The organism is Bradyrhizobium barranii subsp. apii (genome assembly GCF_011516635.5).
GTDB lineage: Bacteria > Pseudomonadota > Alphaproteobacteria > Rhizobiales > Xanthobacteraceae > Bradyrhizobium > Bradyrhizobium barranii.
Map to the genome: position 1 here is coordinate 2,662,070 of NZ_CP096255.1, position 24,448 is coordinate 2,686,517.

The window sequence follows — 24,448 nt, forward strand, 5'->3', positions numbered from 1 at the left end:
CCCGCTCTTCAGCGGGGAGAGGTCGGATCGCGTGAGCGATCCGGGTGAGGGGCAAGGCACGCTGCTGGCCAAAATCGAAAGTTTATCCGTCTCGTCAGGCCGGCCCACGACACCAGTTTAGGTGGAATCGCCGTTGCGTAGCGCGGCCGCATATGCGACGATCTGTAGCGTTACAAGAAAACTCAATCCGCAAGGTCAAATGCCATGGACGATCGTTTGCCCGAACTGGGCGACCTCGAGCACGAGGTCATGCAATTGGTTTGGGCCCATGGTCCCGTTACGGCCGAGGTCGTGCGCGAGCGGCTGTCGCGGCGTCTGAAGGAATCCACGGTCCGCACGGTGCTGCGCCGGCTGGAAGAAAAGGGCTATGCTCGGCACACCGTGGACGGACGCACCTATGTCTACCACGCTGCGGAAGAGCGCGCGCGGGTCGCGGCCAAGGCGGTGCAGCGTATCGTCGACTGGTTCTGCAACGGCTCGATGGAGGAAGTGCTCGTCGGCATGGTGGACAATGCGATGCTCGACCAGCAGCAGCTGCGTACACTGGCCGACCAGGTGGCCAAGGCGAAGAAGGCGAGGGGAGTGAAGAAAGAATGATCGCAACTCTGGCTGAGGCGGCGCTACGCTCCTTCGTGCTGGGAGGCGTCGTCTGGTTCGGTCTCAACCTGTTTCGCGTGCGCAATCCGCACGTCCACATGACGGCGTGGGTCGTCGTGCTGCTGGCATCGCTGGCGATGCCCTTCGTCATGCATTGGCCGACGCTGACGATCACCCGGATGCCTTTGCCGGTATCCGTGCCGGATGATTTCCTGCCGGCCGACATCTCGATGCTGGGGGCCCCGCAACCCGCGCTGCCGATTCCGCCGGGCGCGGCTGTCGTGGCGCCGGCAAAAGCTGTTGTATCGATCAATTGGTGGCTGGTCGCCACCATCGTCTATGCCGGCGTCGCCGGCGCGTTGCTGCTGCGGCTGGCCATCGGTCTCTGCCTGACCTGGCGTCTGGCACGCGCGGCAAGGCCGATGAGCGGCCCGCAGCTGATCGACGCCGACGTGCGCGTCAGCCGCGAGGTCGGCGGTCCCGTCACGTTCGGCTCGACCATTCTGGTGCCGCCGCAGTTCTCCGGCTGGGATGCGAAGAAGCGCCTCGCGGTGCTTGCGCATGAGGGCGCGCACGTCGCCAATCGCGATTTCTATGTCCTGCTGCTCGCCTCGCTCAACCGTGCAGTGTTCTGGTTCAGTCCGTTCTCGTGGTGGCAGCTCGCGCGCCTTGCCGAGCTCGCCGAGATCATCAGCGACGCCGAGGCGATCGAAGTCATCGACGACCGGTGGTCCTATGCCGAAATCCTGCTCGATGTCGCAACCAGCGTAAATCCGCGGCCGGTGGAGCTCGCGATGGCGCGGGTATCGACCGTGCGCGCACGCGTCGAGCGCATCATCGCGGCCGCCGCCATGCCCGTCGCGGTCGGCTGGCGCAAGCGGCTGTGGATCGCGGCCGCGATCATTCCGGCTGTGATCGTGTCCGCCGGCATGATCGCCTATCGCCCCCCGGATCCCGTGCCCGTCGCTGCGGATACCGGCGAGGTGCCGGCCCAGCATTACCGCCCCTTCGTCAATTTCTACGCCATGGGTCCTGCCTCGGTGTTCGCCATCTTCCGCGAGGGCGACGACCTTTACGGCCAGCTCACCGGACAGCGCAGGCTGCGCCTGACGGTTGGCAGTGACGGCACCGCGGCCTACGCGGCCTCGTCCGGCGAGATCACGTTCCCGCTCGATGCGGAGCGCCGCTCCTCTGAGCTGACGCTGCGCATGAACGGCCGCGATATCCGCGCCGTTCGCGTCGCCGAGATGCCGACGGCGGCCGTCGATCCCGCGTCGCTCGATCAATATGTCGGCTGGTACAGGATCGCGCCGAACCGCGTGCTCACGCTGCGGCGTGACGGCGATCGTCTCTGGTTGCGTGAGACGGGACAGGGCGCAACGCAGGTCCTCGCCGAGGGCGCTGACGCCTTCTCCTTCCGCGGCGACCATCTCTTGATCTTCCTGCGCGACGAGCAGTCGAAGGTTGCACGCGTGCTGGTGCAGAGCGCGATGTTCGGCGCTCGCCTCGCGCCTCGCGTCGATGCGGCGGTGGCGCAGGCGGTCGAGGCGGACTTCACGCGCCGCCTTGCGGAAGTTCCTGACAGGTTCAGGGAGCAAGTCCCGGTCGCGGGCGGCAAGGAGATGATCTTGCGCGGGATCGAAGACCTGCGCGCCGGAACGCCGAACTACGATCGCATGAGCGCGCCGCTCGCGGCCAAGGTCCACCGGCAGCTCAATGAAATGCGCGAGGCGTTCCAGGCGCTCGGCGTGGTGGAATCGATCTTCTTCCGCGGCGTCGGCCCTGGCGGCTATGACATCTATGGCGCGAAGTTCGAGAACGGCACGGCAGAATTCCGCCTGATGATCGAGCCCGACGGCAAGGCCGGCGACGTCATCTTCCGGCCCGACGGCAATGACGAGCTCGGCGGTATCGTGCCTTGCTCGGAGGAAGCGCGCGTGCGCGGCCACGCCGGCACTTCGCCGATCAGGATCATGGTCTATAACGAGATGGGCGACGACATCCAGGTCTTCAATCTCGACGCCGATGGCAATCGCAGGATGCAGAGCACCGTCAGGCCCAACGTGTCCTGGGCGTCCACGACCACCGTGAACAATCCCTGGGTGATTGCCGACAAGTCTGGGCGGTGCCTCGAGGTCCTGCTGCCGGGGCGGCAGACCCGCTTCCACAATGTCGAAGCGTCGAACATCGGCGCGCGGCCGGGGCGCGCGGCGCGCCGCGCCGTTCCGATCGCCAATGGCGAGGAGATGCTGCGCCGCTATATCGAAGGCGTCGGCAAGGGGCAGCCGGACTACGAGCGCATGACGTCGGAGGTGGCGGACATCACGCGTCAGCAGCTTCCGTTCGACCAGGCGATCCTGGCGCGGCTCGGCGCATTGCGCGCGGTTTCGTTCCGTGGCGTCACCGCGCTCGACAGCGACATCTATGTCGCCCAGTTCGCCAACGGCTCGGCGGAATGGCGCATCGGCGTCAGGAACGGCACGATCACGAAGATCGCGCTCGGACCCAATTTCTAGCGGTTCACATCTGCCGCAGGAGTGCCTGCTCAGACTTGTTGTGCTTCTGCGGAGACTGCGGAATGAGACTCGTCGCATCGATGTGGGCGATTCCAGTTGGGCTGTGCCTGTTGGGGACCGCGTTCGCCGATGACCTCGCGACGCCGGGCGATGCGAAAAGCCTGGGATTCTCGGCCTCGCGTCTGGCGCGGATCGCGCCGTGGTATCAGGCGCGCTTCGATTCTTTCTCGCCGTCGGATGGCCTTTTGCCCGGCGCGGTCGTCGCAATCGCGAAGGGCGGCAAGCTCGCCTATTTGCAGGCCATCGGATTTCAGGACCGCGCCAAGACCGTCCCGATGAGGACGAATTCCATCTTCTGGATCGCCTCGATGTCCAAGCCGGTGGCCAGCGTCGCCGCCATGATTCTGGTGGACGAGGGCAAGCTCGACCTCGACGCGCCCGTCTCGCAATATCTGCCGGAGCTTGCGAACATGCGGGTCGCTTTCCAGAAGGCGGACCCGGCGACAGGCGAAATGGAGTACGGGCTCGGTCTGCCAAAACCGGCAAAACGTGCGATGACGGTTCGCGATCTGTTGCGCCATACGTCTGGCCTGATCTATCCGGAGCTCGATTTTGCCTACCCGGAACGGGGCCTTGCCGACGCAAGCGCCGACTTCGGGATCCGGACGATCCATGGGCTCTACGGCTTGAGGGCCGTGCGGAGACGCGACACGACGTTGGCGGAATTCGTGTCGAGCCTGGCCCGCCTGCCGCTCGCGCACGAGCCCGGCGAGGTCCATGAATATGGCTGGAGCGCCGAAGTGCTGAGCCGGGTCGTTGAAGTGGCGTCCGGTCAGCCCTTCGATCAGTTCCTGGAGAGCCGCATCTTTGGTCCGCTGCATATGGTCGACACCGGCTTCTTTGTGCCGAAGGAGAAGCTCGATCGGCTGGTCGATTCTCCCATGCCGGAACGGCCGCCGATCTGGGATGTCACGACGCCGCCAAAGTTGTTTTCCGGCGACGGCGGACTCGTATCGACCGCGCCCGACTATCTCCGCTTTTGCCAGATGCTGCTCAATGGCGGCGAGCTCGATGGCGTGCGCGTGCTCAGCCAGCATGCGGTGAAGCAGATGACGACGAACGCACTGCCATCGGGTGTCACCATCTTCGGAGGTGACGAGGTTGGCGCCCGCGCGGGAACAACCTTCGGGCTTGGCTTCGCCATCCGCACCGATCCGGTCCAAAGCTGGATACCGGGAGCGGTCGGAAGCTTTTCCTGGGCTGGACATTGGAGCACGTATTTCTGGATCGATCCGGCCGAGCAATTGATCGGCGTACAGATGATCCAGGCGACGCCCGGCAGCAAAGGGCGCCAGGCGGTGCTGTATTCGGGGATCAATCACCTCGTCTATGGCGCATTGACGATTCCCGAGTCGTCCGCCGTCCCGCCGGTTGCGCCGGCGACCCTGAGCCCGGAAGCGCTCGCCGATTATGCCGGGAGCTATGACTTCGGCGCCACGGTGAGCTCGCGTGACAGGCAGGGCCTGGCCGATGGCAAGACCGGATGGCTTGGAATCGGGAATTTCGTCGCCATGGAGCAGGAGGGGCTGAGGATCAACAAGCCGAACCCTGGCGGCGGCCCCGCAACCAAAGCCGGTGTGACGGCGGGCGACCTCATCACTGAAATTGACGGCGCGCCGCTGAGAGGCCTCGCGCTCGCCGATGTCCTGGCCAAGCTGCGAGGGCCAGCCAACTCGACGATCAAGATGAAGCTCGTCCACAAGGGGCAAGACGGCGTGAACGACCTCAGTGTCGTGAGAGCCGACCGCCGTGTCAATTCGGTCCGGCTTCAACTTCGCGTCGAGCAAGGCAAACTCGTCGCGGAGGCGACTGGGGCTTGGCCGATTCTCGAATTCGAGAAGGGCAAGGCGACCCCGTTCGTGGCGACATCAAGCAACGAATTCACCGCAGCCGACGAAGATCGTACCTGGATCGCTTTCGTCAGGGACGCCGCGGGCAAAGTCTCTGGGCTCATCTTGAATCCTGGGCCTTGGGAGCAGCACGCGGCGAAGATCGCGCTCGGGCCGGATTTCTAGGCCTCTCACGCGCGTCCGCCGGGCAGCGGATGCGCGCTTGTTCTACCGAGATAGTGCAGCGGCGTTTTCAATCCCGGCTTGCGCAAGCCGATCTCTAGTGTTACGGTATGTAGCATTACGGTTCGTAGTCCGCACGCGGCAACATCGCGCTGCCGTCGGGTGGCTCGGAGAATTGGGCGTTCGCCATGAGCAATTCTGCAAAGGCTGAAGCGGTGCTGGCGCTTCATCGGTTCGGCATGGGGCCGCGACCGGGATCACTTGCGGCTGTCGGGACCGACCCGCGCGGCGCGTTGATCGCAGAGCTCGATCGGCCGCTCGCATTGAGCGCCGCCGCCAGCCTTCCCACCAGTGCGAAGGCCTATCGCACAGTGGCCGATGCCAATGCACGGCGAGCCGCGCGCGCCAAGCAGGCGCAGCAACAGGCCAAGAAGCAGCAGGTGGCTGCGGTGCCAACTGCTCCGGGTGACCAGGCTCAGGCTCAGGCTCAGGCGCAGACCGAGGGGCAAGCGCCAGCACAGGGCCAGGAGAAGGATGCTGCCGAGATGGCGGCCAAGCAGGCGGCCGACGCCGTTCCCGATCCCGGCCGTCCGATCTACTTGCAGGAAGCCAAGCTGCGCATCGAAGCCGCGCTCGCCGCCGACATCGGCTTCGCCGAGCGGCTGGTGTGGTTCTGGTCCAATCATTTCTGCATCTCGGCCTACAAGATCCAGAGCATGTCGGGTGCTTACGAGCGCGAGGCCATTCGCGCAAATGCGCTCGGCCACTTCGTCGATCTTCTGCTGGCGGTCGAAGGCCACTCGGCGATGCTGTTCTATCTCGACAATCTGGGCTCGATGGGCGCGAACTCGATCGCCGGCATCAACCGCAGCCGCGGCCTCAACGAAAACATTGCGCGTGAGATCATGGAATTGCACACGCTGGGTGTGCGGACCGGCTACACCCAGGACGACGTGATCAGCTTCGCCAATGTGTTGACGGGATGGACGCTTGTTCCTCCTGGAGACAATCCGGAGCACGGCGGCGAATTCACCTTCAACCCGCGGCTCCACGAGCCCGGCGGGCAGACGGTGCTCGGCAAGCGTTACGAGCAGGAAGACGCCGAGCAGGGCCGCGCCGTGCTGCGCGACCTCGCTGCGCATCCGGCGACCGCGACCCATGTCGCAACCAAGCTCGCACGGCATTTCGTGGCCGATGAGCCGCCTCCGCCACTCGTCGAACAAATGGCGAAGACGTTCCGCGACACCGAGGGCGATCTCAAGCAGGTCGCGATTACGATGGTCTCGTCGGACGAGGCGTGGCGCGGGCCGCCGTCAAAACTGAAGCGTCCGAGCGAATGGGGCGTTGGCATGGTGCGCGCGACGGGGATTACGGTCGTCGACCCCACGCGTTTCACGGCGGGCCAGGAGCTGCTCGGCGAAGGGCTGTGGCGGCCGTCGGCGCCCAAGGGCTATCCGGATGACGAGGCAAGCTGGATCGACGGCATTGGCCGGCGGCTCGACATCGCCAACAATTTTGCCGAGCGCGTGGCGGCCACTGCTGATCCGCAGGGGATCATCGAGGACGTCTTCGCATCGCAGATCGCGCCCGAAGTGAAGCAGGCGGTCGGCCGCGCCGAGAGCCGCCAGCAGGCGCTGGCGCTGCTGTTCATGTCGGCAGATTTTCAGAGGAGGTGAGCATGGGCTTCGTCAATCATTTGCCCACGCGGCGCGAGCTTCTGGTCGGCTCCGGTGCGCTGTTCGCGTGGAGCCAGATGCCGCGGATCGCACGCGCCGAAGGGCGCGATCCGCGCCTTCTCGTCGTCGTCCTGCGTGGCGCGCTCGATGGTCTCGGTGCGGTCGCGCCGGTCGGCGATCCCGACTGGGTCGGCTTGCGCGGCGATCGCGCGCTGGTGCTGGACGGCAAGCCGCCGGCATTGCCGCTCGATTCTTTCTTCGCGCTCAACCCGGCGATGCCGAACCTGCACCGGCTCTACAAGGGGGGCAAGGCGGCGATCGTCCACGCCACCGCGACGCCCTATCGCGAGCGCTCGCATTTCGACGGCCAGGACGTGCTGGAGAGCGGGTTCACCAAGCCCGGTGCCACCGCATCGGGATGGCTCAACCGCGCGCTGCTCGCGATGGAATCGGGTGGGCGCGTCGATCCGCGCGGCAGCCGCGCGCTCGGCATCGGCTCGGTGACGCCGCTGGTGGTGCGCGGCTCGGCGCCCGTTATGACATGGGTGCCGCAGAAACTATTGCCGGCGAGCGAGGACACGCAGAACCGCCTGCTCGATCTCTACCAGCACACCGATCCGAAGCTCGCGACCGTGCTTCAGGCGCGCATGAAGCTCGCCTCGCTTGGCGGCGCGCCCGGCACGGGCGATCCGATGTCGGACGATCCGACATTGATGCCGCCTGGCATCGCGCGCGTGCGCGCCTATTTCGCCGAAGCCGCCGGCACCGCCGCGCGCTATCTCGCCAAGCCCGACGGCCCGCGCGTCGGCGCGATGGGCTTCGTCGGCTGGGATACGCATATCGCGGAAGGCGCAGCGTCAGGCCAGCTCTACAATCTGCTCGGCGCGCTCGACAGTGCGTTTGCCGCGATCGAGAGCAACATGGGCGAGGTGTGGGGCGAGACGGTCGTCGCCGTCGTCACCGAGTTCGGGCGCACCGCGCGCATCAATGGCACGCAGGGCACGGATCACGGCACGGGCACGGTCGCCTTCCTCATTGGCGGCGCGCTCACCGGCGGCCGCGTGATCGCGGACTGGCCGGGACTGAAGTCCGCGCAACTGCTCGAGGATCGCGACCTCAAGCCGACCACCGATCTCCGTGCCGTGCTGAAGGGCCTGCTCAGGGATCATCTGCGTGTCGAGGAGAAGGTGCTGGCGGATGCGGTCTTCCCCGGCAGTGCTGACGTCAAGCCGATGGGCGGCCTCGTCGGCTGACGGCGCGGCCTGCGCAACCGGATCGGGTCCATGATGTGCACACTGACGCAACGGGAACTCGACTTTCTCGCCAGTCTGAAAACCGGCTGGCGGCGGCTCTATCGGCGCGAGCTGATGCGGCTCCTGAAGGGTGACACCGAGGCGAGCGACGCGCAGCTGGAGACGCGCCCGATCGTCTGGCGTGTTGTATCGGGTTAGTTTTTCGCGAGTCTGGCTCGACTTAGGACACGCCACTGTGGTGGAATCGCCACAGCCGGCGCGAAACGGTCGTGGCCCTAAGCCTGCTTTCCTTCAGCCAAGGTTCTGCCCTCATTGCCCGCCGAAACTCCGGGCAGTTCGGAGGGCGTACCATGTCTCGCATTGCACGTGCCGAAAGTGCCCGAATTTCCCTCGCAAGCTCATGCCGGTTGCTGCTCGCCATCGTCGGTGCCGCATCGCTCGCCGCCTGCGCACAATCGCCGGTCGGCCGCCAGAAGGCCGATCTTGGCACCAATCGGCAGGCTGCGGTCCAGCGGCCCCATAGGGTAGCGGCCTTGCATCCGCGTCCGATCAGCCGGGTACGCGTCCCCGACCGTGACGCAAAGCAAACCGCTTCGCACGGCGTTGCCAGCTTCTATTCGGACACGGAGACCGCGAGCGGCGAGAGGTTCGACAAGAACGAATTGACCGCGGCGCATCCCAGCCTGCCGTTCGGCACCAAGCTGCGCGTCACCGATGTCTCCTCAGGCCGCTTCGTGACCGTCAGGGTCAACGATCGCGGGCCCTATGTTCGCGGGCGCGTGGTCGACATCTCGCCGTCCGCGGCCGAGGCGCTCGGCATGGTCGACAAGGGCATCACCAATGTCCGGCTCGACGTGGTGCGATAGAGCACGATTGATTGACTTGAGCCGCCCCGCTTAACCGAGTGTTAGTCGCCCCGGCGCACCATGGGTGCCCAAACAAGTCGGGGCTCCAAATTTGGAGTCCTCGGGGGAGGCGGCGTTTGAACACGATCCAGTATCTCGAAGATCAGGCCGCGCGCGCCGAGCGGCTCGCCAAACGGATCACGGATACGCTAACCATCGAAAAGCTCCTGACCTTCGCCGGCGAACGCCGCCGCGAAATCGAGGTCATCGCCGGCAGGTACCGGCGCGCCTCATAACCATGCACTGAACGCATTCGCCCTCGCTGCGAGGCGCGGAACTTCTGCTCGTCTCTGGCGTCATGTCAATGATGAATGTGGAGGAGTAAAGTCATGGGTTTTGGACGAGGTGCTTTGCTTTGGCTGCTTGGCGTGCCGCTGCCGATCGTTCTGCTGCTGGCATTGTTCTGGCACCACTAGTCTTACTGCGTCACAAACGGTGGTCTGTGAAATGGGCGAACTTGATTGCACAACAAGGACATCTCGACAACGTTCGGACCAGCCCTTGTTCGAGTCGCCGTCGCATCGTCGTGATCGAATTTGGAATGTGACGTTGGGTCCGTAGCGGCAGAACCGCGGGGTCTGTAATCCGCGGAAACGCGAGCGAGCGGGATCGGCCGGGCGCGCCGAGCGCCTGAGGGGGGAAACGCCTCCCGCTCGGAGATCAGGAATCCGAAGGCTGCAATGCACATCGTTGCGTGATGATGAAAGCCGCGCCAGCCGCGTCCCTCGAAGTGGCCAAGCCCGACCTCCTGCTTGAGTTCCTGATAGTCGCGTTCGATGCGCCAGCGCAATTTAGCCGTCTCTACGAGAGTCCGGAATGCCACATCCTCCGGCAATGTCGAGAGCCAGTATTTGGTAGGCTGGTCCTCGCCTTTCGGCCATTCGATCAGCAACCATTCCTCCAACCGCTGGGTGGTTTGCCAATAATCACGGTGCGCGGCACGGACCCGCACGCGGGCAAAGCGCGAGCTCAGCTTTTCGTTCGTTCCTTGCCGCCACGTGATGGTGCGCCAAGCTTTGGCCGGCAGGCCGATCGCGAGCGCTTTAACGGCGGCCGGCCGACGCTGACGGTTGCGGCGCATCAGTTTCGGGGGACGGCCGCGGCCCGACCATGGCTTCGGCGGCAAGGGACCGGTGCCGGGCGCCCATACCGTTGTGCTCGACAGAAGACCCGCCACATAGGTCAATCCCAGCGCCGTGATCTCCGTGCGCAGATCGCTGTTGTTGCCATAGCCCGCGTCCATCAGCACGACACCACGCGGAAGGCCGGTCGCACAGGCCCACCGCAACTGCTCCAGCGCGATCTCCGGCTTGGTCCGGAAGCCGACTTCGGCAGGAATGCCCACCTTGCGCCGCCGATCGCAATCCTCAGTCCATTCCTTCGGAAGATAAAGGCGGTAGGCAACAGGCAGGCTGGCGTGGTGATTGGCAATCGATAATGACACCGCCACCTGGCAATTATCCTGCTTGCCGAGCTGCCCGCAATATTGCCGTGCAACTCCAACCGAATGTCGCCCCTGCTTGGGAAATCCGGTGTCATCGATGATCCAAGCTTCGATCGGGCCCTGGCGTTCGATCGCCGGCAGGACCATCTCTCGTACCTTGCCCAGCACCTTCTCATCCGACCAGGCGCCGCTGCCGACGAAATGCAGCAGCGATTGATGTTGGGCGGCCGTCCGTTCCGGAGCCGTCATCGCCGCCATTGGCTCCACGCTCTTACGACCGCCACAGGCCATGAGGCCGACGCAATAGTCGCGCAGCGGTGCCTTCCGATCAGCATGACCGATGACGCTGGCAAGCCCTTCCAAATACGTCGCAAATCGCATCTCACTGGTCTTGGTGCCACGCCCGCTCATGTAGCCTCCTCGGCTGATGGTCCATGCTTCAACCATCGCTGATTCCGGCCGGATAAAGCCTGCGGTTTTGTGACTCAGTCGTACTAGTGCATGATCCGGAAAAGCGTGGAGTGATTTTCCGATAAGATCACGCTCAAACAATAATGCTGCCACACGAAAAGCGCCGCGGAAGCGGCGCTTTTTTGTTGCCTGCGATTTGAAGCGTATCAATGAGAACGACGCGCGGTCAGGTCAGCTATGGCTCTCGACGAAGTCGCTGAGATAGTCGGGAAGCCGGACGCCATCGATGTCGCAGCGCGCCTTGATCTCGCCGGCGATTTCGGTCGAGATGTCCTTCATCCAATGCTCGAGCGTGTTGAACGAGATCACCTTGATCGGATCGTTGAAGCAGCCGGCGACAAGCTCGCCAATCGTGGCTTCAAGATCGCTTCGTTCGATGCGGATTTCAGTCGCCTTGTCGCGGCGATCAATCACCACGAACAGGGTCTGGTCTGCGCCATAGGGCACGACCGCGGATGGTACGCCGGCTTCAAGCATCTTGGGGCTCTCGTCTCGACTTCCGATCCCGGTTAACGGGAAAATCCGGTAGAAGGTTCCTGCCTCATGAAAAGCTTGTCGCGCGCGTGCAGCTTCCGCGTCTGCACGCAATCAGAGAAATTCTCTCAACCGCGATAGCTCGATGACATGCTCGGGCGAGAGGATATCGGTGACCAGCGGCGGCTGCGCAATCGTGTGAATCTCATAGAGATGCCTGGTCGTGGCCGGCTTCTCCATGAAGGCCGATATGCACTGGTCGAGCGTACCTTCGCTCACCTGATAAGAATCCCTGTCCGGTCGGCGCTGGTTCGCAAGCGACGGCCATTTATGCAGGGTTGCAGGCGCTCCGAAATCGACCTTTGAATCCGCAACCACGTCTCCCATCGTCCCTCACGCAACAAAAATTGCCCCAACACGCGGATCTGCGTGCCGGGGCCCACACCTATCACTGCATCTTAATGCCGAGCGCTTAACGCAGCAGCCGGGAAAAGGTTCCCGGCCGCCTTGTCGCAAATCAGCTCGCGGCCGCCGCGATTCTGTGGCCCGGGCTGGCATGATCGTGGCTATCCTCATCGCCGCGGCTGACTTTCGGCGGAAGCCCGGCGAAGCGCCGCAGGGCTTCGGCCATCTGCACCCGACCCGCTACACCGGTGATCACCACGTCGACCATCGCAAAGGACGAGTGGAAATGGCCGCGCGCCCTGAACTGCTCGACCGGGACGCCGGCGGCCGCCATTGCCTCGGCATAGGCGATGCCCTCGTCGCGCAACGGGTCGAATTCGCAGGTGACGACCAAGGCCGGCGGCAGGCCGGCGACGTTGCCGCGCAGCGGCGAGACGCGCGGATCGGTGCGGTCGGCCGGTGAGCAGTAGAGGTCCCAGAACCAGTGCATCAGCGAGCGCGTCAGGAAATAGCCGGTCGCATTGTCGTTGTAGGAGGGCCGGTCGAAAGTGCAATCGGTGACCGGGCAGACCAGGAGCTGGCCGGCGATCTCAGGCCCGCCGCGATCGCGAGCAAGCTGGCAGGTGACGGCGGCGATGTTGCCGCCGGCGCTCCAGCCCGCGACCAGCACCGGGCCCAGCCTGCCGCCAAGCTCGGCCGCATGCTCGGCGATCCAGCGCGTTGCCGCATAGCCGTCCTCGGCCGCGGTCGGGAAACGATGCTCGGGCGCGTGGCGATAGCCGACGCTGACGAACATCATGCCGGTCCGCCGCACCAGATCGCGGCAGAGCGGCTCGTCCGATTGCTCGTCGCCGAGCACCCAGCCGCCGCCGTGGAAATAGACCACGACCGGATGGGGCCCCGGCGTTGCCGGCTTGTAGATCCGGTAAGGCAGCGGGCCGTCCGCGCCGGGCAGCGTGCCGTCGACGATTTCGCCGATCGGCCGTCCCGCGGGCCGGCCCTTGTTGAACTCGTTGACGAAGGCGCGTGCGCCGAGCGCGCCCATCGACTCGATCGGCGGCAGGTTCAGCGATGCCAGCAGGTTCAGCACCAGCCGCACATCAGGCTGCAGGCATACCACCTCGCCGTCGTTGCATTGCGCGGCGCCGTTGGGGCCGGTCAGCTTGAATCCGAGCATGCCGCGAGCCGTGACCTCGTCGCAAATGCTGCGATAGGGGCCGACGCCGCCGGTGTAAGGCATCAATCCCTGCACCTTGCCGGGGACGTTGGCGCCCGTATACCAGGTGTTGGCGAGCCGGTGCAGGGTCACCATCGAACAGTCCGTCATGTGCCGGCCCCAGCCGGCCTGCGCCGTCTCGGTCGGCTCGATCGTGGTGAAGCCGGCGTCGCGCAGAGCAGCGATGCGGTCGACGACCCAGTCGACATGCTGCTCGATCGACACCGCCATGTTCGACAGCACCGACGGGCTGCCGGGCCCGGTGATCATGAAGAAGTTGGGGAACCCTTCGACCGTGACCCCGAGATAGGTCTGCGGCCCCTGCGCCCAGACATCGGTCAGCGACTTGCCGCCGCGTCCGGTGATCGGATGCACGGCGCGGATCGCGCCGGTCATGGCGTCGAAGCCGGTCGCGAACACGATGACGTCGACATCGACGCTGCGCCTGGCCGTCGTGATGCTGTTCGCGGTGATCGCCTTGATCGGCTCCTGGCGCAGATTGACCAGCGTGACGTTCGGCCGGTTGTAGGTCGCGTAGTAATTGGTATCGAGGCAGGGGCGCTTTGCGCCGAAGGGATGGTCGTGCGGCATCAGCGCCGCCGCCGTCTCCGGATCCTTCACGGCAGCGCCGATCTTCTCGCGGATCAGCTCGCCGATCAGCGCATTGCCGTTGAAGTCGACGCCCTGGTCGGCCCAGAGCTGCGTCAGGATGTGGACGAGGTCGCCGGCTGCCCAGGCACGTTCGAACCGCTCACGACGCTCGGCATCGCTCAATTGCCAGCTCACGACGGTTTGCTGCGGATAGGGCACGCCGGTCATCGACTGTCGCGCCTGCTCGCGATAGGCCGCGCGGTCGCTCTGGAAAATATCCATGCGATCGGATGGCGAGGGGCCGTTATGCGCCGGCAGCGCGAAGTTTGGGGTGCGCTGGAACACGGTCAGATGCGCGGCCTGCTCGGCGATCAGCGGGATCGACTGGATGGCTGACGACCCCGTGCCGATCACGGCGACGCGCTTGCCGGCGAGATCGACGCCGTCATGCGGCCAGCGCCCGGTGAAATAGACTTTGCCCTCAAAATCCTTGACGCCGTCGATCTCGGGCGGCTTCGGCGCGGAGAGGCAGCCTGTGGCCATGATGTAGTGGCGGCAGGAGACCGGCGTGCCGCTGCTCGTGGTGAGTTGCCAGCGCTCAGTCGCTTCGTCCCATTTGGCTTCGGTGACCTTGGTCTTGAAGCGGATGTCGCGGCGCAGATCGTAGCGATCGGCGACGAAGCCGAGATAGCGCAGTATCTCAGGCTGGGTCGCGTATTTCTCCGACCAGGTCCACGCGTTGTCGAGCTCGGGATCGAAAGTGTAGCTGTAGTCGATGGTCTGGATATCGCAGCGGGCGCCGGGATAGCGGTTCCAGTACCAGGTGCCGCCGACATCGCCGGCTTCCTCGAGGGCGACTGCCGTGAGGCCGGACTTGCGCAGGCGATGGAGAAGATAAAGGCCGGCAAATCCGGCGCCGACCACGGCAACGTCGACCTGTTGGGTTGTTCCACTCGCCGCTTTGGACTCACGTGCGGCGACCATTGCGTCTGGCATGGTATTCCTCCCGTGTCTTTTGTTTTGCCGGCAGGCTATCGCCGCAGGCTTGGCTTGTCATCAGGACAGGTACAATCTTCGGTAGTCGTTTGCGGCACCATCGTGACCGCGCGAAGGTTGCGGCGATACACGCACCGCGATGCACAACCGCCGGGATTGTCCGGGCTAATCAGACCACATCCTTCTGTGTATGCTTGCGGTTACAAGCCACGCGTACCAACCGGACGTCATGACAGAGTTGAGCGAGCGGACGAAAGCCAACATGGACGTCGTCCTGGAGCAGACGTGCCGCCAATTGCCGCACGGCGGCGATCACGACAGCCGCAGGTTCATCGCCGAGCGCCTGATCGAGGCGGCGCAATCAGGCCATTCCACGCTTGGTGAGCTCGGCATCGTCGCGCGCCGCGCGCTGGCGGAGATCGTCGCCAAAGGCGGCTAGAGCGTTTTCCGATCACGTTGCGTCGTAACCAGCCGCGACGAGATAATTTTGACATTCCTCGGGTGAGAAGCGTTTGAGAGCGTTGGCGATTGCTTGCCAGAGATCGGGCATGGTGCGGGCTGCGGCGGTCCGCAACAGCGCTTTCAGTTTGGAGAAGGCCATTTCAATCGGGTTGAAGTCTGGACTGTAGGGCGGAAGATAGAGCAGGCTAGCTCCGACCGCCTGGATGGCCTCTCGAACGCCATGGACCTTGTGAGCGGGCAAGTTGTCCATGATAACGGTATCGCCCGGCCGCAGCGATGGGGCGAGCAATTGCTCGACGTAGGCCAGGAAAGCGTCGCCATCCATTGGACCGTCCAGAACAAGCGGCGCGATCAGACCGTCGGAGCGCAATCCAGCGGTGAACGTCGTCGTCTTCCAATGTCCGTGTGGGATAGCTGCACGACATCGCTCGCCGCGTGGCGAGCGCCCGTAACGCCGCGCCATTTTGGTGTTGGCGCTGGTTTCGTCGATGAAGACGAGACGCTCAGGGTCAAGGTCGATTTGCCCTTCGAACCACTCCTCACGTGCGGCATTTATATCGCCGCGCCGTTGCTCGGCGGCGTGCGCTGTCTTTTTTTAAGTGTGATCTTTCTGCGCTGGAAAAAACGCCAGAGCGACGCGATGCCAGTCGATATTCCACGACGTTTCAACAGTTCTCGCAACTCGGCAAGCGTGATATCCGGCCTCGCTGTCACCGCCTCCAGAATCAATTGCGAATGCGCTTCGATGCGCTGCGATTTGCGGTCACCGCCCTGGCGTTTAGGAACGATGTCGCCAACTTTCTTGAGGCGACCGCGCCAGCGGATTGCACTGGCCGCGCTGACACCAAAGCGCTCAGCAGCCTGTCGACAGGACATGCCACCGTCAATCGCGGCTACCACCCTTTGGCGAAGATCAACCGAAAGCGCCCTGGCCATACATGCTGGCCTCCCTCGCCAGCATGCAGCTTGAATCTGACTCGCGCCGTTTTGGGAATCCCCACCCGATTCTTTCCGGTCGGAAAATGCTCTAGCTAGCGCCGCCGAGCTTGCCTCACCGCGGGCCGCAGACGTAACCTGTCGAGGAACCTTTTGGCGCATCGAGATCCCCAGGATGCGACTCCAGTTTGCGCTCGTTGTGGCGTCTTCACTCCTCTGCTGGGACGGTGCTGCCGTCGCTCAGGCGGTCGGGCAGTTTCCGTTCGCGCTGACGCGTGAAGGACAGATGCTCGGCGCGGTCGAGGGCGAGGTGGCGTCGTTCAAGGGGCTGGCCTACGCGGCGGCTCCGGTCGGCGCACTGCGCTGGCGCCCACCGCAGGCAACGGCCGAGAACCCCGAGATGCGCACCGCCTATGAGTACGGCGCGCCGTGCCTTCAGCCCTCGCTGCCGGGCGCGAGCGAGGACTGCCTCACGCTCAACGTATTCCGTCCCTTCGGCGTCGACGGCCCGCTGCCGGTGATGGTCTTCATCCATGACGGCGGCTTCGTCAGCGGCACCGCGAACGATCCGCTGTTCGACGGTGCAAAGCTCGCGCAAGCCGGCCTCATCGTGGTCACCGTGAATTATCGTCTCGGCGCGCTCGGCTGGCTCGCTCATCCCGCGCTGTCGGAAGGTGGCTCCGGCAATTACGGCCTGATGGACCAGATCGCGGCGCTGCATTGGGTGCACGACAACATCGCGGCCTTCGGGGGCGATCCGAACAACGTCACCTTGTTCGGCGGCGGCGCAGGCGCGACATCGATCGCGCTGCTGATGCTGTGTGCGCAATCGCTCGATCTGTTCCAGAAAGCCATTCTGCAATCGCTGCCCGGCCGCGCGCGCCTGCGCCCGGTGCAGGAGGCGGAGGCCATGGGCCGGCAATTCGTGGCGGCGCTTGGGCAGCAGGCGGATTTGCGCGTCGTCGCGCCGGCGCGGCTGCTTGCGGCCGAACAAAAACTGCTCGCCAAATCCGAACGCAGCTTCGCGCCCGCGATGGATGGAATCCTGGTGCGCGAAGACGTGGCCACTGGATTTGCGGCGGGACATGAAAGCCGCATTCCACTCATGATCGGCTCGAATGCCGACGAGACGCGTTTCGACGGCGAGCGGGAGATCAAGGAGACGCTGGCGTCCTCGGGCGAGAGCAGCGATGAGTTGCGCCAGCTCTACCCTGACATCGCCAAGCCATCGGATCGCGCAGCCAAATTCTATACCGACAAGGTTTTCTCCGAGCCGGTCAGGCTGCTTGCCCGCCTCCATGCGGCAACCGGTGCGCCAACGTTTCGCTATCGCTTCGCTTACGTGACCGAGGCCCGGCGCACAAATCCCGACGAAGGGCACGGGCGCGAGCTGCAATTCATCTTCGGCGCGGAAGGCGTGCCCGGCGCGGGACCGCTCACATGGGGGGATCGCGAGGTCGCGACCCGCATGCGCGGTTACTGGATCAACTTTGCGAAGACTGGCAATCCCAACGGCCCGGACCTGCCGCATTGGGACGCGGCCGCAGGCCGCGATCGCCTGCTGCTGATCACGAACGATCGCATCGCGAGCGGCGACGACCCCTGGTCGGATCGCCTGGACCGGCTTGCAAGTGAGAGCAGAAAATGAGTTGGGCTTAGGCCGCGAGCTCGACGCGCGGCGCCGGGCTCAGCCGGTGTTCTTCCAGATGGTCCATCGCGCCGTCCTTCTCGACGGCGTAGAACTGCTGGCCGTCCTTGGACCTGTAGGCGGCGCGAACGACGCCGCGGCGGCCCTTGTCACTGTTGACGACGTCCCCCAGCGCAAACTTCTTCATCTCACGTCTCGCTTGTCTTCAGGCCGACTCCTTCGGCCATGGCCGGATTGTGGGCGGCAAATCGTTAACGACTTGCTAACCATACCGGTTTGCCTATGCTCGCCGCCGTTCGCGCGGGCAGCTCGCACGCGCATGTTGTCAACGAGACGAGCCGGCATCCATGACGCGATTTCCAACCCTCTTCCTGTCGCATGGCGGCGGCCCCTGGCCCTTCATGGAGGACCGGCGGGTGCAATATGCCAAGACGGCCGCGGAGTTCGGCCGGCTGCCGCAGCTTCTCCCCGAGAAGCCCAAGGCCGTGCTCGTCATCACCGGCCATTGGGAGGCCGACGCCTTCACCGTGTCGACCTCGGCGCATCCGCCGATGGTGTACGATTACTACGGTTTCCCGGAGCATACCTATCATCTCAAATATCCGGCGCCGGGCAAGCCCGAGCTCGCCGCGGAGGTGAGGGCGCTGCTCGAGCACGCCGGCCTCGATTGCCGGGAGGATCCCAATCAGGGTTTCGATCACGGCACCTTCGTGCCGCTCGGCCTGATGTATCCGAACGCGGACATGCCGATCGTGCTGCTGTCGCTGAAGGCGAGCTACGATGCGGCCGAGCACATCAAGGTCGGGCAGGCGATCGCATCGCTGCGCGACGAAGGTATTTTGATCGTCGGCAGCGGGCTGACCTATCACAACATGCGCGGGTTCAACCGGCCGGAGTCGAAGCCCGTCTCGTATGATTTCGAGGCCTATCTGAACGAGGCGATCAGCAACCCGGATGCGGCGCGCCGCAACGCGATGCTGGTCGACTGGGAGAACGCGCCGAGCGCGCGCCTCGCGCATCCCCGCGAGGACCATCTGTTGCCGCTGATGGTGGCGGCAGGTGCCGCCGGCAGCGACGTTGGCAAGCGCGTCTTCGTCGACGAGGTCGCGAACGTCGCGATGGCGTCGTATGTGTTTGGATGAATCTTAGGGTGGATTAGCGCAGCGTAATCCACCATCGAGCCGCAATGAAGGTGGTGGATTACGCTGGCGGACTGCGCTTCGCGCAGCCGCGGGCTAATCCACCCTACGGGGTTCCGACTAAAAATGTCGAAAACAACCCCATGCACAGTAGAACGGCCCAGCAAATAGAATGGCTTAGCAGAGTACTTTTGCCGGGCAGGATACGCGAGCGGTATTTCGACGGGTTTGACACGTCGGGCAAAACAGCGGCAAAATTCGATCATGGCACCGCTCTCGCTGAAGCACAGCGATTCACGGCATTTGTGAGGAGTCCGCTTTGGGTTCGTTGCGCCATTGAAGGTGCGAGTCTCCGCCGCGATCAGGCGGCAGCTGTGGTGTCCGAGGCACAGTTCTCCAACAACTGGCTTCCAATCGGGAGGCCTGTCGATTTTGTCTAGACGGACAGTGCTAGTGCCGGCTTACTCTTGATTGTCCGAGTCTGGAAATACTTCGGTTTCAGGATTATCGACGCCTCTGATGACGCTGCATGTCACGGTCAACGACGCTCAGACTGGCGCCCCCCGCTGTGACGTGAAGGCGGTCATCGCCGTAGTTGGACTTGCGATCGAGGCCAGAATAGCCGGCGCGCCAGCGATGATCGCTGAAGGTGACCGGACCGCCTTTTACTTGCGTGACGCCATCAGACATGGCGCGCGCGGCATTATCAGTTTCGGGGTGTGCGGCGGGCTAGATCCGAAGCTCCGACCAGGTAACATTGTCATCGCCTCGTCGGTATTTGCCGCGAAAGATGAAGCTTATCCAGCTGACCTCCCCTGGGCCGAGGAGCTCCTTCGGATGATCCCGGGTGCCAGCTACTCTGCGATAGCTGGTGTCGCTTCCCCGATGACAAGTCTTGAAGAGAGACGGGATTTCCATGGCATCTCCGGGGCGGTTGCCGCCGATATGGAGTCGCAGATCGTTGCTCGAATTGCTTCCGAACTCAGAATTCCCTTTGCCGTCTGTCGTGTTGTTCTAAACCCCGCTCATCGAAAACTTCCGAGGGCAGCGCTCATAGATATCGGGCCAGCAGGTAAGCCTGAACTGCGCAAGATTGGACGTTCGCTTGTTCACGACCCGGGGCAACTCCCTGGTCTTACCCGGCTCGCCGTTGACTCCGTCATGGCGGTGATGGCTTTGCGCAGCGCCAAGCGACGGCTCGGAGCTCACTTTGGTTTCCCGCACCTGTGTTCACGAGACCGAGTCCCCATTCCGACGCGTGCACTTGAAACGATAGCCACACGCGCCTGATCCTGCAGCAGCGCGCTCCCGATCTCAGACTCCAGGCTTGTCCAGGTCCGAGATGGTGTTTGAATCTGCACGCCGGCGCAGGAAGACGTTACTCACCGAAAGAGCCGGCGCGGCCAAAATATCCGCCAGCGCGTTCCAGGAAAACGTTGGCCGAGGCGCGCCCGCGTGGCACGAAGTCTGCTCGGCCGCTCGTCCGAAGCAGCCTCGTCGTCTCATAAATCGCCAGGCGAGCGGGTTCCAGTCGCGCCAAACCTGCTCGGCCCTTTGGGATAGCAAGCCCGAGACGATTTCCGGCGCAGGTCCGAAGACCTCAGGCAGTTTGCTCGACAAGCTGTTGTCCGACAGAACGTCCCATCTCGAAAATCCGCCCATGATCGGAGATGAAATGGCGAACACCACGCGACCAATCCGCGCCTCCCGTGCCGGGAAAGAACACATTGGGCAAGGTTCGACGATTGAATACAAGGTGCAATCCGGCAAACGCATTTGTCTGAGAATCTTCTGCGCCTCTGAAAGAGCCACGAGTTCCGCGTGTCGGGTCACGTCGCATTCCGATGAAACGTGGTTGGTCGCTTCTGCGATGACCTGTCCTCGAAACGCGATTACGGCGCCGAATGGCAGCTCTCCTTGCTTCACCCCTTGCCGAGCGAGTTCGAGGCATCTTTCCATCATTCGCAGATCTTGGACGTCAGCTTCTGATCTACTCATAGGCGCCCCCTTGGGAACGCGAGATCGATGTTGAGAATGCGTCTGTCGCCGCCCCTTCATATTACGGCGGCGTCGTAGCGACGAAGAATGCTTCCGGCGCCGCTACGGAGGCGGCCCCTGCGGCCTGGCATATTGGCAATTAAGCAGCGAGCTACAAACAGTCTGACTTGATCTGGATCAAGGACCGTTACCTTTCAGGTACCGCACGGACCACACGATGATCGATTGTCTATGTCCGCTCCGGGGGCTCTCGAAAACAGACATCCCGGATTCTATGGGTGCACGCGCCAATCCGTCCTACGCAGCTTCAACCTCAGCCGTACTTCAGCTTCATGAACAGGATACCGCCGGCGAGCACCATGGTGATGGCGTTGGCCGCGACCAGCGGGGCGTCGCCAGAGAGCAGGCCGTAGATGAGCCAGAGCGCCAGGCCCAGCACCATGACCAGGAACATGCCGAGCGAGATATCGCGCGCCGATCGGGTCTTCCAGACCTTGATGAACTGCGGCGCGTAGGCGACGGTGGTGCAGGTGGCGGCGGCAAAGCCGATCAGCTTGATCGCGAAAGGGTCCATGCCGGCTCTATAGCATGGATTCGGTGGTGATCATGGCTAGAGCCTTTTCCGTTCCGATGAAATCGGAACGGGACTCTGGATTCTTGTTTTGACGCGTTTTCTTTACGCGAACCGGTATCCACTTCGCTCGAAAACGCTACGTCCGGCGCGCCGCCACGAGATCGCGATAGAGCACGGCATAGTCGCCGGCGCGGTTGCGCCAGGAGACGTCGGTCGCAAGGCCGCTCAATTGCAGCCGGCGCCAGGTCGCCTTGTTGCGGAAGGCGGTGTTGGCCTTGCGCAGCGTGCCGGTGAGGGCCTCTACGGTGACGGGCGCGAATTTGAAGCCGGTCGCGTCGCGGTCCGATGTGTCGGCCTCGCCGATATCGACGATGGTGTCTTCGAGGCCGCCGACGCGCGACACGATCGGGACTGCGCCATAGCGCAGCGCGTAGAGCTGGGTCAGGCCGCACGGCTCGAACCGCGAGGGCACGATGAGCGCGTCCGATCCGGCCTGGATCAGATGCGCCAGAATCTCGTCATAGCCGATCACGACGCCGATCCGTCCGGGGTTCGCGCGGGCGACGGCCTGATAGCGATCCTGGAGATCGCGATCGCCGCTGCCGAGCAGCGCGAGCTGCATGCCGTCGCCCAAGATGGTCGGGATGGCCTCGAGCAGGAGATCGAGGCCCTTCTGCCAGGACAGGCGGCTGATGACGCCGAGCAACGGCGCCTCGTCCGAGGAATCGAGATTGAACTGTTGCTGAAGCACCGCCTTGTTCGCGGCGCGGAACGTGAGGTCGTCCGCGCCGAAGCGGTAGGCGATGTGCGGATCGGTTTGCGGATTCCACACGTCGGTGTCGATGCCGTTGAGGATGCCGCTCAGCACATCAGCGCGCTCGCGCAGCAGGCCGCCGAGCCCCATGCCGCCTTCATCGCTCTGGATCTCCTGCGCATAGGTCGGCGAGACCGTGGTGATGCGATCGGCGAGTTGAAGCCCCGCCTTGAGGAAGCTGATGCCGCCGAAATATTCGAGGCCGCGAATGTTGAAGGAGTCCCAGGGCAGGCCGATCGAACCGATCAGCTCGGGAGCGAACTTGCCCTGATAGGCCATGTTGTGGATGGTCATCACGGTGCCCGGCCGCGGACGGTTGTCATAGTGCAGATAAGCGGGCGCAAGCCCCGCCTGCCAGTCGTGGGCGTGCACCACATCGGGCACGAACGCGGGGACGAGGCCGTGGCCGATGTCGGCGGCGATACGTGACAGCGCGGCGAAGCGCAGGCCATTGTCGGGCCAGTCGACGCCCTCGGGAGTGACGTAGGGATTGCCCGGACGTGCATAGAGATGCGGCACGTCGAGCACGAACAGATCGAGCCCGTCATGCGAGCCGGCGAGCAGGCGTCCGGGGCCGCCGAAATAATCCGGCCAGCGCCGGATTTCGCCGGCTCCCCCCAGCATCCGCATCACGTCGGGATAGCCCGGCATCAGCGTGCGCATCTCGACGCCGTGCGCCTTCAGCGCAAGCGGCAATGCACCGGCGACATCCGCGAGGCCGCCGGTCTTGACGATCGGGTAGACTTCGGAGGCGACCGCGAGGACGCGAACAGGCGTCATGTATTGAGCCTGTCGAGCATTGTCTGGGTGATGAGCGAAATGCCCTGCTCGGTGGTGCGGAAGCGCTTGGCGTCGAGTTCGGGGTCCTCGCCGACGACGAGCCCTTCGGGGATTTCGACGCCGCGGTCGATCACGACGTTCTTCAAGCGAGCGCCGCGAGCGACGTTCACGTAGGGCATGATCACGGCGTTCTCGACAGTGGCGTAGGAGTTGACGCGCACGCCGGTGAACAGCAGCGAGCGGCGCAGCGAGGCGCCGGAGATGATGCAGCCGCCCGAGACCAGCGAGCTCACGGCCTGGCCGCGCCGGCTCTCCTCGTCATGGACGAACTTGGCGGGCGGCGTGATCTCCGCATAGGACCAGATCGGCCAGGCGCGGTCGAACAGGTCGAGCTCCGGCACGACGTCGGTGAGGTCGATATTGGCCGCCCAATAGGCATCGACCGTGCCGGCATCGCGCCAGTAGGCGCGGGGATCGCTGCCCGAGCGTACGCACGAGGTCGAGAATTGATGCGCGATGGCGCGGCCGTTCTTGACGATATAGGGGATGATGTCCTTGCCGAAATCGTGACTGGAGTTCGTATCCTCGGCGTCGCGCTTGAGCTGGTCGAACAGGAATTTCGTATCGAACACGTAGATGCCCATGCTGGCGAGCGAGACGTCTGGTTTGCCCGGCATCGGCGGCGGATCCTTGGGCTTCTCGAGGAACTGCTGGATCCAGCCGTTCTCGTCGACATGCATGATGCCGAAGCCGGATGATTCCGCGCGCGGCATTTCGAGGCAGCCGACGGTAACGTCGGCGCCGCTGTCGACGTGCTGGCGCAGCATCACCTCGTAGTCCATCTTGTAGATGTGATCGCCGGCGAGCACGACGATGAAGCGTGCGTTGTGCGACTCGATGATGTCGATGTTCTGATAGATCGCATCCGCCGTGCCGACATACCACATGTTCTCCGAGACGCGCTGACTGGCCGGGAGGATGTCAAAGCTCTCGTTGCGTTCGGGGCGGAAGAAGTTCCAGCCCATCTGAAGGTGCCGGATCAGGCTGTGCGCCTTGTACTGGGTCGCGACCGCGATCCGGCGGATGCCGGAATTCACCGCATTGGACAGCGCGAAATCGATGATGCGGGACTTGCCGCCGAAATAGACCGCGGGCTTGGCGCGCCGGTCGGTCAGTTCCAGAAGCCGGCTGCCGCGTCCGCCGGCCAGGACGAACGCCAGCGCCTGACGGGCAAGCGGCTCGGGTCTCGCGGCACTCATGTCATCCTCCCACAACTCTGGCGCTTTGCGAGAAGCCTCCCGGCCGCGCACATTGGAACCGATAGTAACGGTACGAATAGTAAATCGGGAAGGTGCTTGTTGGTTGCGAACGCCCGGGAAGCTTAATGCTTTGCTGTGGCCTGTGGCTCCGTCGCACCGGTGTCATGTCCGTGCGGGCGCTGGCGTTGGCCGGACCACAATCGAGGCATGCGCGGGCATTCT

Annotated in this window: 22 protein-coding genes; 12 read left to right on the forward strand and 10 right to left on the reverse strand. The window is 64.0% G+C overall.

All coding sequences use genetic code 11. The annotated features are described in order from the left end of the window. Window positions 1-204: 204 nt before the first annotated feature. From HAP41_RS12705 to HAP41_RS12740, 8 genes are all read left to right on the forward strand, one after another. A complete protein-coding gene (locus tag HAP41_RS12705) occupies window positions 205-597 on the forward strand; it encodes a BlaI/MecI/CopY family transcriptional regulator (RefSeq protein WP_014493096.1) in 393 nt (130 codons plus the stop codon). Further along, window positions 594-3,113, forward strand: a complete 2,520-nt coding sequence (locus HAP41_RS12710; protein WP_166101553.1) for a M56 family metallopeptidase — start codon at window positions 594-596, stop codon at window positions 3,111-3,113. The genes HAP41_RS12705 and HAP41_RS12710 overlap by 4 nt, the downstream gene beginning before the upstream one ends. A gap of 62 nt (window positions 3,114-3,175) precedes the next feature. Next, window positions 3,176-5,188, forward strand: coding sequence for a serine hydrolase domain-containing protein (locus tag HAP41_RS12715; protein WP_224580872.1), 2,013 nt, complete (start codon window positions 3,176-3,178; stop codon window positions 5,186-5,188). A 185-nt stretch (window positions 5,189-5,373) separates the two neighbouring features. Continuing rightward, window positions 5,374-6,861 (forward strand): DUF1800 domain-containing protein, encoded by a 1,488-nt coding sequence (locus HAP41_RS12720; RefSeq protein ID WP_166101549.1) that lies wholly within the window; start codon window positions 5,374-5,376, stop codon window positions 6,859-6,861. A 2-nt stretch (window positions 6,862-6,863) separates the two neighbouring features. Continuing rightward, complete coding sequence (locus HAP41_RS12725; protein WP_166101546.1) at window positions 6,864-8,114, forward strand: DUF1501 domain-containing protein; 1,251 nt, start codon at window positions 6,864-6,866, stop codon at window positions 8,112-8,114. 30 nt (window positions 8,115-8,144) lie between these two features. Continuing rightward, window positions 8,145-8,312 (forward strand): hypothetical protein, encoded by a 168-nt coding sequence (locus HAP41_RS12730; protein WP_166101541.1) that lies wholly within the window; start codon window positions 8,145-8,147, stop codon window positions 8,310-8,312. A 152-nt stretch (window positions 8,313-8,464) separates the two neighbouring features. Further along, window positions 8,465-8,980, forward strand: a complete 516-nt coding sequence (locus HAP41_RS12735; protein WP_085401556.1) for a septal ring lytic transglycosylase RlpA family protein — start codon at window positions 8,465-8,467, stop codon at window positions 8,978-8,980. Window positions 8,981-9,096: 116 nt separating this feature from the next. Beyond that, the gene (locus HAP41_RS12740; RefSeq protein ID WP_166101534.1) at window positions 9,097-9,255 is read left to right on the forward strand and encodes a hypothetical protein; all 159 of its coding nucleotides are present in this window, start codon (window positions 9,097-9,099) and stop codon (window positions 9,253-9,255) included. Between the two features lie 182 nt (window positions 9,256-9,437). On the opposite strand, the gene HAP41_RS12745 is transcribed toward HAP41_RS12740, so the two are convergent. From HAP41_RS12745 to HAP41_RS12760, 4 genes are all read right to left on the reverse strand, one after another. After that, a complete protein-coding gene (locus HAP41_RS12745; RefSeq protein ID WP_166105276.1) occupies window positions 9,438-10,874 on the reverse strand; it encodes an IS701 family transposase in 1,437 nt (478 codons plus the stop codon). 231 nt (window positions 10,875-11,105) lie between these two features. Further along, complete coding sequence (locus HAP41_RS12750; RefSeq protein WP_014493104.1) at window positions 11,106-11,411, reverse strand: hypothetical protein; 306 nt, start codon at window positions 11,409-11,411, stop codon at window positions 11,106-11,108. 111 nt (window positions 11,412-11,522) lie between these two features. Beyond that, window positions 11,523-11,795, reverse strand: coding sequence for a hypothetical protein (locus tag HAP41_RS50335; RefSeq protein ID WP_063979744.1), 273 nt, complete (start codon window positions 11,793-11,795; stop codon window positions 11,523-11,525). A 130-nt stretch (window positions 11,796-11,925) separates the two neighbouring features. Next, complete coding sequence (locus HAP41_RS12760) at window positions 11,926-14,616, reverse strand: flavin-containing monooxygenase (protein ID WP_166101531.1); 2,691 nt, start codon at window positions 14,614-14,616, stop codon at window positions 11,926-11,928. A 190-nt stretch (window positions 14,617-14,806) separates the two neighbouring features. Here HAP41_RS12760 and HAP41_RS12765 point away from each other — a divergent pair, with 190 nt between their 5' ends. Further along, window positions 14,807-15,055 carry a hypothetical protein gene (locus HAP41_RS12765; RefSeq protein WP_063979742.1) on the forward strand — a complete coding sequence of 83 codons (249 nt, stop codon included), beginning with the start codon at window positions 14,807-14,809 and terminating at the stop codon, window positions 15,053-15,055. A 12-nt stretch (window positions 15,056-15,067) separates the two neighbouring features. Here the strand turns inward: HAP41_RS12765 and HAP41_RS12770 are convergent. Then, window positions 15,068-16,014, reverse strand: a protein-coding gene (locus HAP41_RS12770) for an IS630 family transposase (RefSeq protein WP_166063836.1) whose coding sequence is annotated in 2 segments (ribosomal slippage) — window positions 15,068-15,675 and window positions 15,675-16,014 — 948 coding nt in all. Because the reading frame shifts where the segments join, the coding sequence is not laid out codon by codon here. Between the two features lie 175 nt (window positions 16,015-16,189). Between HAP41_RS12770 and HAP41_RS12775 the strand changes: the two genes are divergently transcribed. Beyond that, on the forward strand, window positions 16,190-17,662 hold the full coding sequence (locus HAP41_RS12775) for a carboxylesterase/lipase family protein (RefSeq protein ID WP_166101524.1): 1,473 nt from the start codon (window positions 16,190-16,192) through the stop codon (window positions 17,660-17,662). 7 nt (window positions 17,663-17,669) lie between these two features. Here the strand turns inward: HAP41_RS12775 and HAP41_RS12780 are convergent, their stop codons facing one another. Continuing rightward, window positions 17,670-17,849: a hypothetical protein gene (locus HAP41_RS12780; RefSeq protein ID WP_014493109.1), complete on the reverse strand. Its 180-nt coding sequence runs from the start codon at window positions 17,847-17,849 to the stop codon at window positions 17,670-17,672. A gap of 160 nt (window positions 17,850-18,009) precedes the next feature. On the opposite strand from HAP41_RS12780, the gene HAP41_RS12785 reads away from it, so the two are divergent. Further along, on the forward strand, window positions 18,010-18,804 hold the full coding sequence (locus HAP41_RS12785) for a DODA-type extradiol aromatic ring-opening family dioxygenase (protein ID WP_166101519.1): 795 nt from the start codon (window positions 18,010-18,012) through the stop codon (window positions 18,802-18,804). Window positions 18,805-19,320: 516 nt separating this feature from the next. Next, entirely contained in the window at window positions 19,321-20,091 is a 771-nt protein-coding gene (locus HAP41_RS12790; RefSeq protein WP_166101516.1) for a phosphorylase family protein, read from the forward strand. A 24-nt stretch (window positions 20,092-20,115) separates the two neighbouring features. On the opposite strand, the gene HAP41_RS12795 is transcribed toward HAP41_RS12790, so the two are convergent. From HAP41_RS12795 to glgC, 4 genes are all read right to left on the reverse strand, one after another. Continuing rightward, window positions 20,116-20,799 carry a nucleoside deaminase gene (locus HAP41_RS12795; RefSeq protein WP_166101511.1) on the reverse strand — a complete coding sequence of 228 codons (684 nt, stop codon included), beginning with the start codon at window positions 20,797-20,799 and terminating at the stop codon, window positions 20,116-20,118. Window positions 20,800-21,112: 313 nt separating this feature from the next. Next, complete coding sequence (locus HAP41_RS12800; protein ID WP_085401565.1) at window positions 21,113-21,373, reverse strand: SemiSWEET transporter; 261 nt, start codon at window positions 21,371-21,373, stop codon at window positions 21,113-21,115. Between the two features lie 136 nt (window positions 21,374-21,509). Then, the gene (gene glgA, locus HAP41_RS12805) at window positions 21,510-22,967 is read right to left on the reverse strand and encodes a glycogen synthase GlgA (protein WP_166101508.1); all 1,458 of its coding nucleotides are present in this window, start codon (window positions 22,965-22,967) and stop codon (window positions 21,510-21,512) included. Continuing rightward, entirely contained in the window at window positions 22,964-24,226 is a 1,263-nt protein-coding gene (glgC, locus tag HAP41_RS12810; RefSeq protein WP_071910585.1) for a glucose-1-phosphate adenylyltransferase, read from the reverse strand. The genes glgA and glgC overlap by 4 nt, the downstream gene beginning before the upstream one ends. Window positions 24,227-24,448 lie beyond the last annotated feature (222 nt).

Coding starts and splice junctions, on each gene's coding strand:
- HAP41_RS12785 (WP_166101519.1), top strand. CDS start 18,010: ATGACGCGATTTCCAACCCTCTTCCTGTCGCATGGCGGCGGCCCCTGG.
- HAP41_RS12710 (WP_166101553.1), top strand. CDS start 594: ATGATCGCAACTCTGGCTGAGGCGGCGCTACGCTCCTTCGTGCTGGGA.
- HAP41_RS12725 (WP_166101546.1), top strand. CDS start 6,864: ATGGGCTTCGTCAATCATTTGCCCACGCGGCGCGAGCTTCTGGTCGGC.
- HAP41_RS12800 (WP_085401565.1), bottom strand. CDS start 21,373: ATGGACCCTTTCGCGATCAAGCTGATCGGCTTTGCCGCCGCCACCTGC.
- HAP41_RS12765 (WP_063979742.1), top strand. CDS start 14,807: ATGCTTGCGGTTACAAGCCACGCGTACCAACCGGACGTCATGACAGAG.
- HAP41_RS12750 (WP_014493104.1), bottom strand. CDS start 11,411: ATGCTTGAAGCCGGCGTACCATCCGCGGTCGTGCCCTATGGCGCAGAC.
- HAP41_RS12745 (WP_166105276.1), bottom strand. CDS start 10,874: ATGAGCGGGCGTGGCACCAAGACCAGTGAGATGCGATTTGCGACGTAT.
- HAP41_RS12795 (WP_166101511.1), bottom strand. CDS start 20,799: ATGAGTAGATCAGAAGCTGACGTCCAAGATCTGCGAATGATGGAAAGA.
- HAP41_RS12780 (WP_014493109.1), bottom strand. CDS start 17,849: ATGAAGAAGTTTGCGCTGGGGGACGTCGTCAACAGTGACAAGGGCCGC.
- HAP41_RS50335 (WP_063979744.1), bottom strand. CDS start 11,795: ATGGGAGACGTGGTTGCGGATTCAAAGGTCGATTTCGGAGCGCCTGCA.
- HAP41_RS12720 (WP_166101549.1), top strand. CDS start 5,374: ATGAGCAATTCTGCAAAGGCTGAAGCGGTGCTGGCGCTTCATCGGTTC.
- glgA (WP_166101508.1), bottom strand. CDS start 22,967: ATGACGCCTGTTCGCGTCCTCGCGGTCGCCTCCGAAGTCTACCCGATC.
- HAP41_RS12760 (WP_166101531.1), bottom strand. CDS start 14,616: ATGCCAGACGCAATGGTCGCCGCACGTGAGTCCAAAGCGGCGAGTGGA.
- HAP41_RS12715 (WP_224580872.1), top strand. CDS start 3,176: ATGAGACTCGTCGCATCGATGTGGGCGATTCCAGTTGGGCTGTGCCTG.
- HAP41_RS12735 (WP_085401556.1), top strand. CDS start 8,465: ATGTCTCGCATTGCACGTGCCGAAAGTGCCCGAATTTCCCTCGCAAGC.
- HAP41_RS12790 (WP_166101516.1), top strand. CDS start 19,321: ATGACGCTGCATGTCACGGTCAACGACGCTCAGACTGGCGCCCCCCGC.
- glgC (WP_071910585.1), bottom strand. CDS start 24,226: ATGAGTGCCGCGAGACCCGAGCCGCTTGCCCGTCAGGCGCTGGCGTTC.
- HAP41_RS12705 (WP_014493096.1), top strand. CDS start 205: ATGGACGATCGTTTGCCCGAACTGGGCGACCTCGAGCACGAGGTCATG.
- HAP41_RS12775 (WP_166101524.1), top strand. CDS start 16,190: ATGCGACTCCAGTTTGCGCTCGTTGTGGCGTCTTCACTCCTCTGCTGG.
- HAP41_RS12730 (WP_166101541.1), top strand. CDS start 8,145: ATGATGTGCACACTGACGCAACGGGAACTCGACTTTCTCGCCAGTCTG.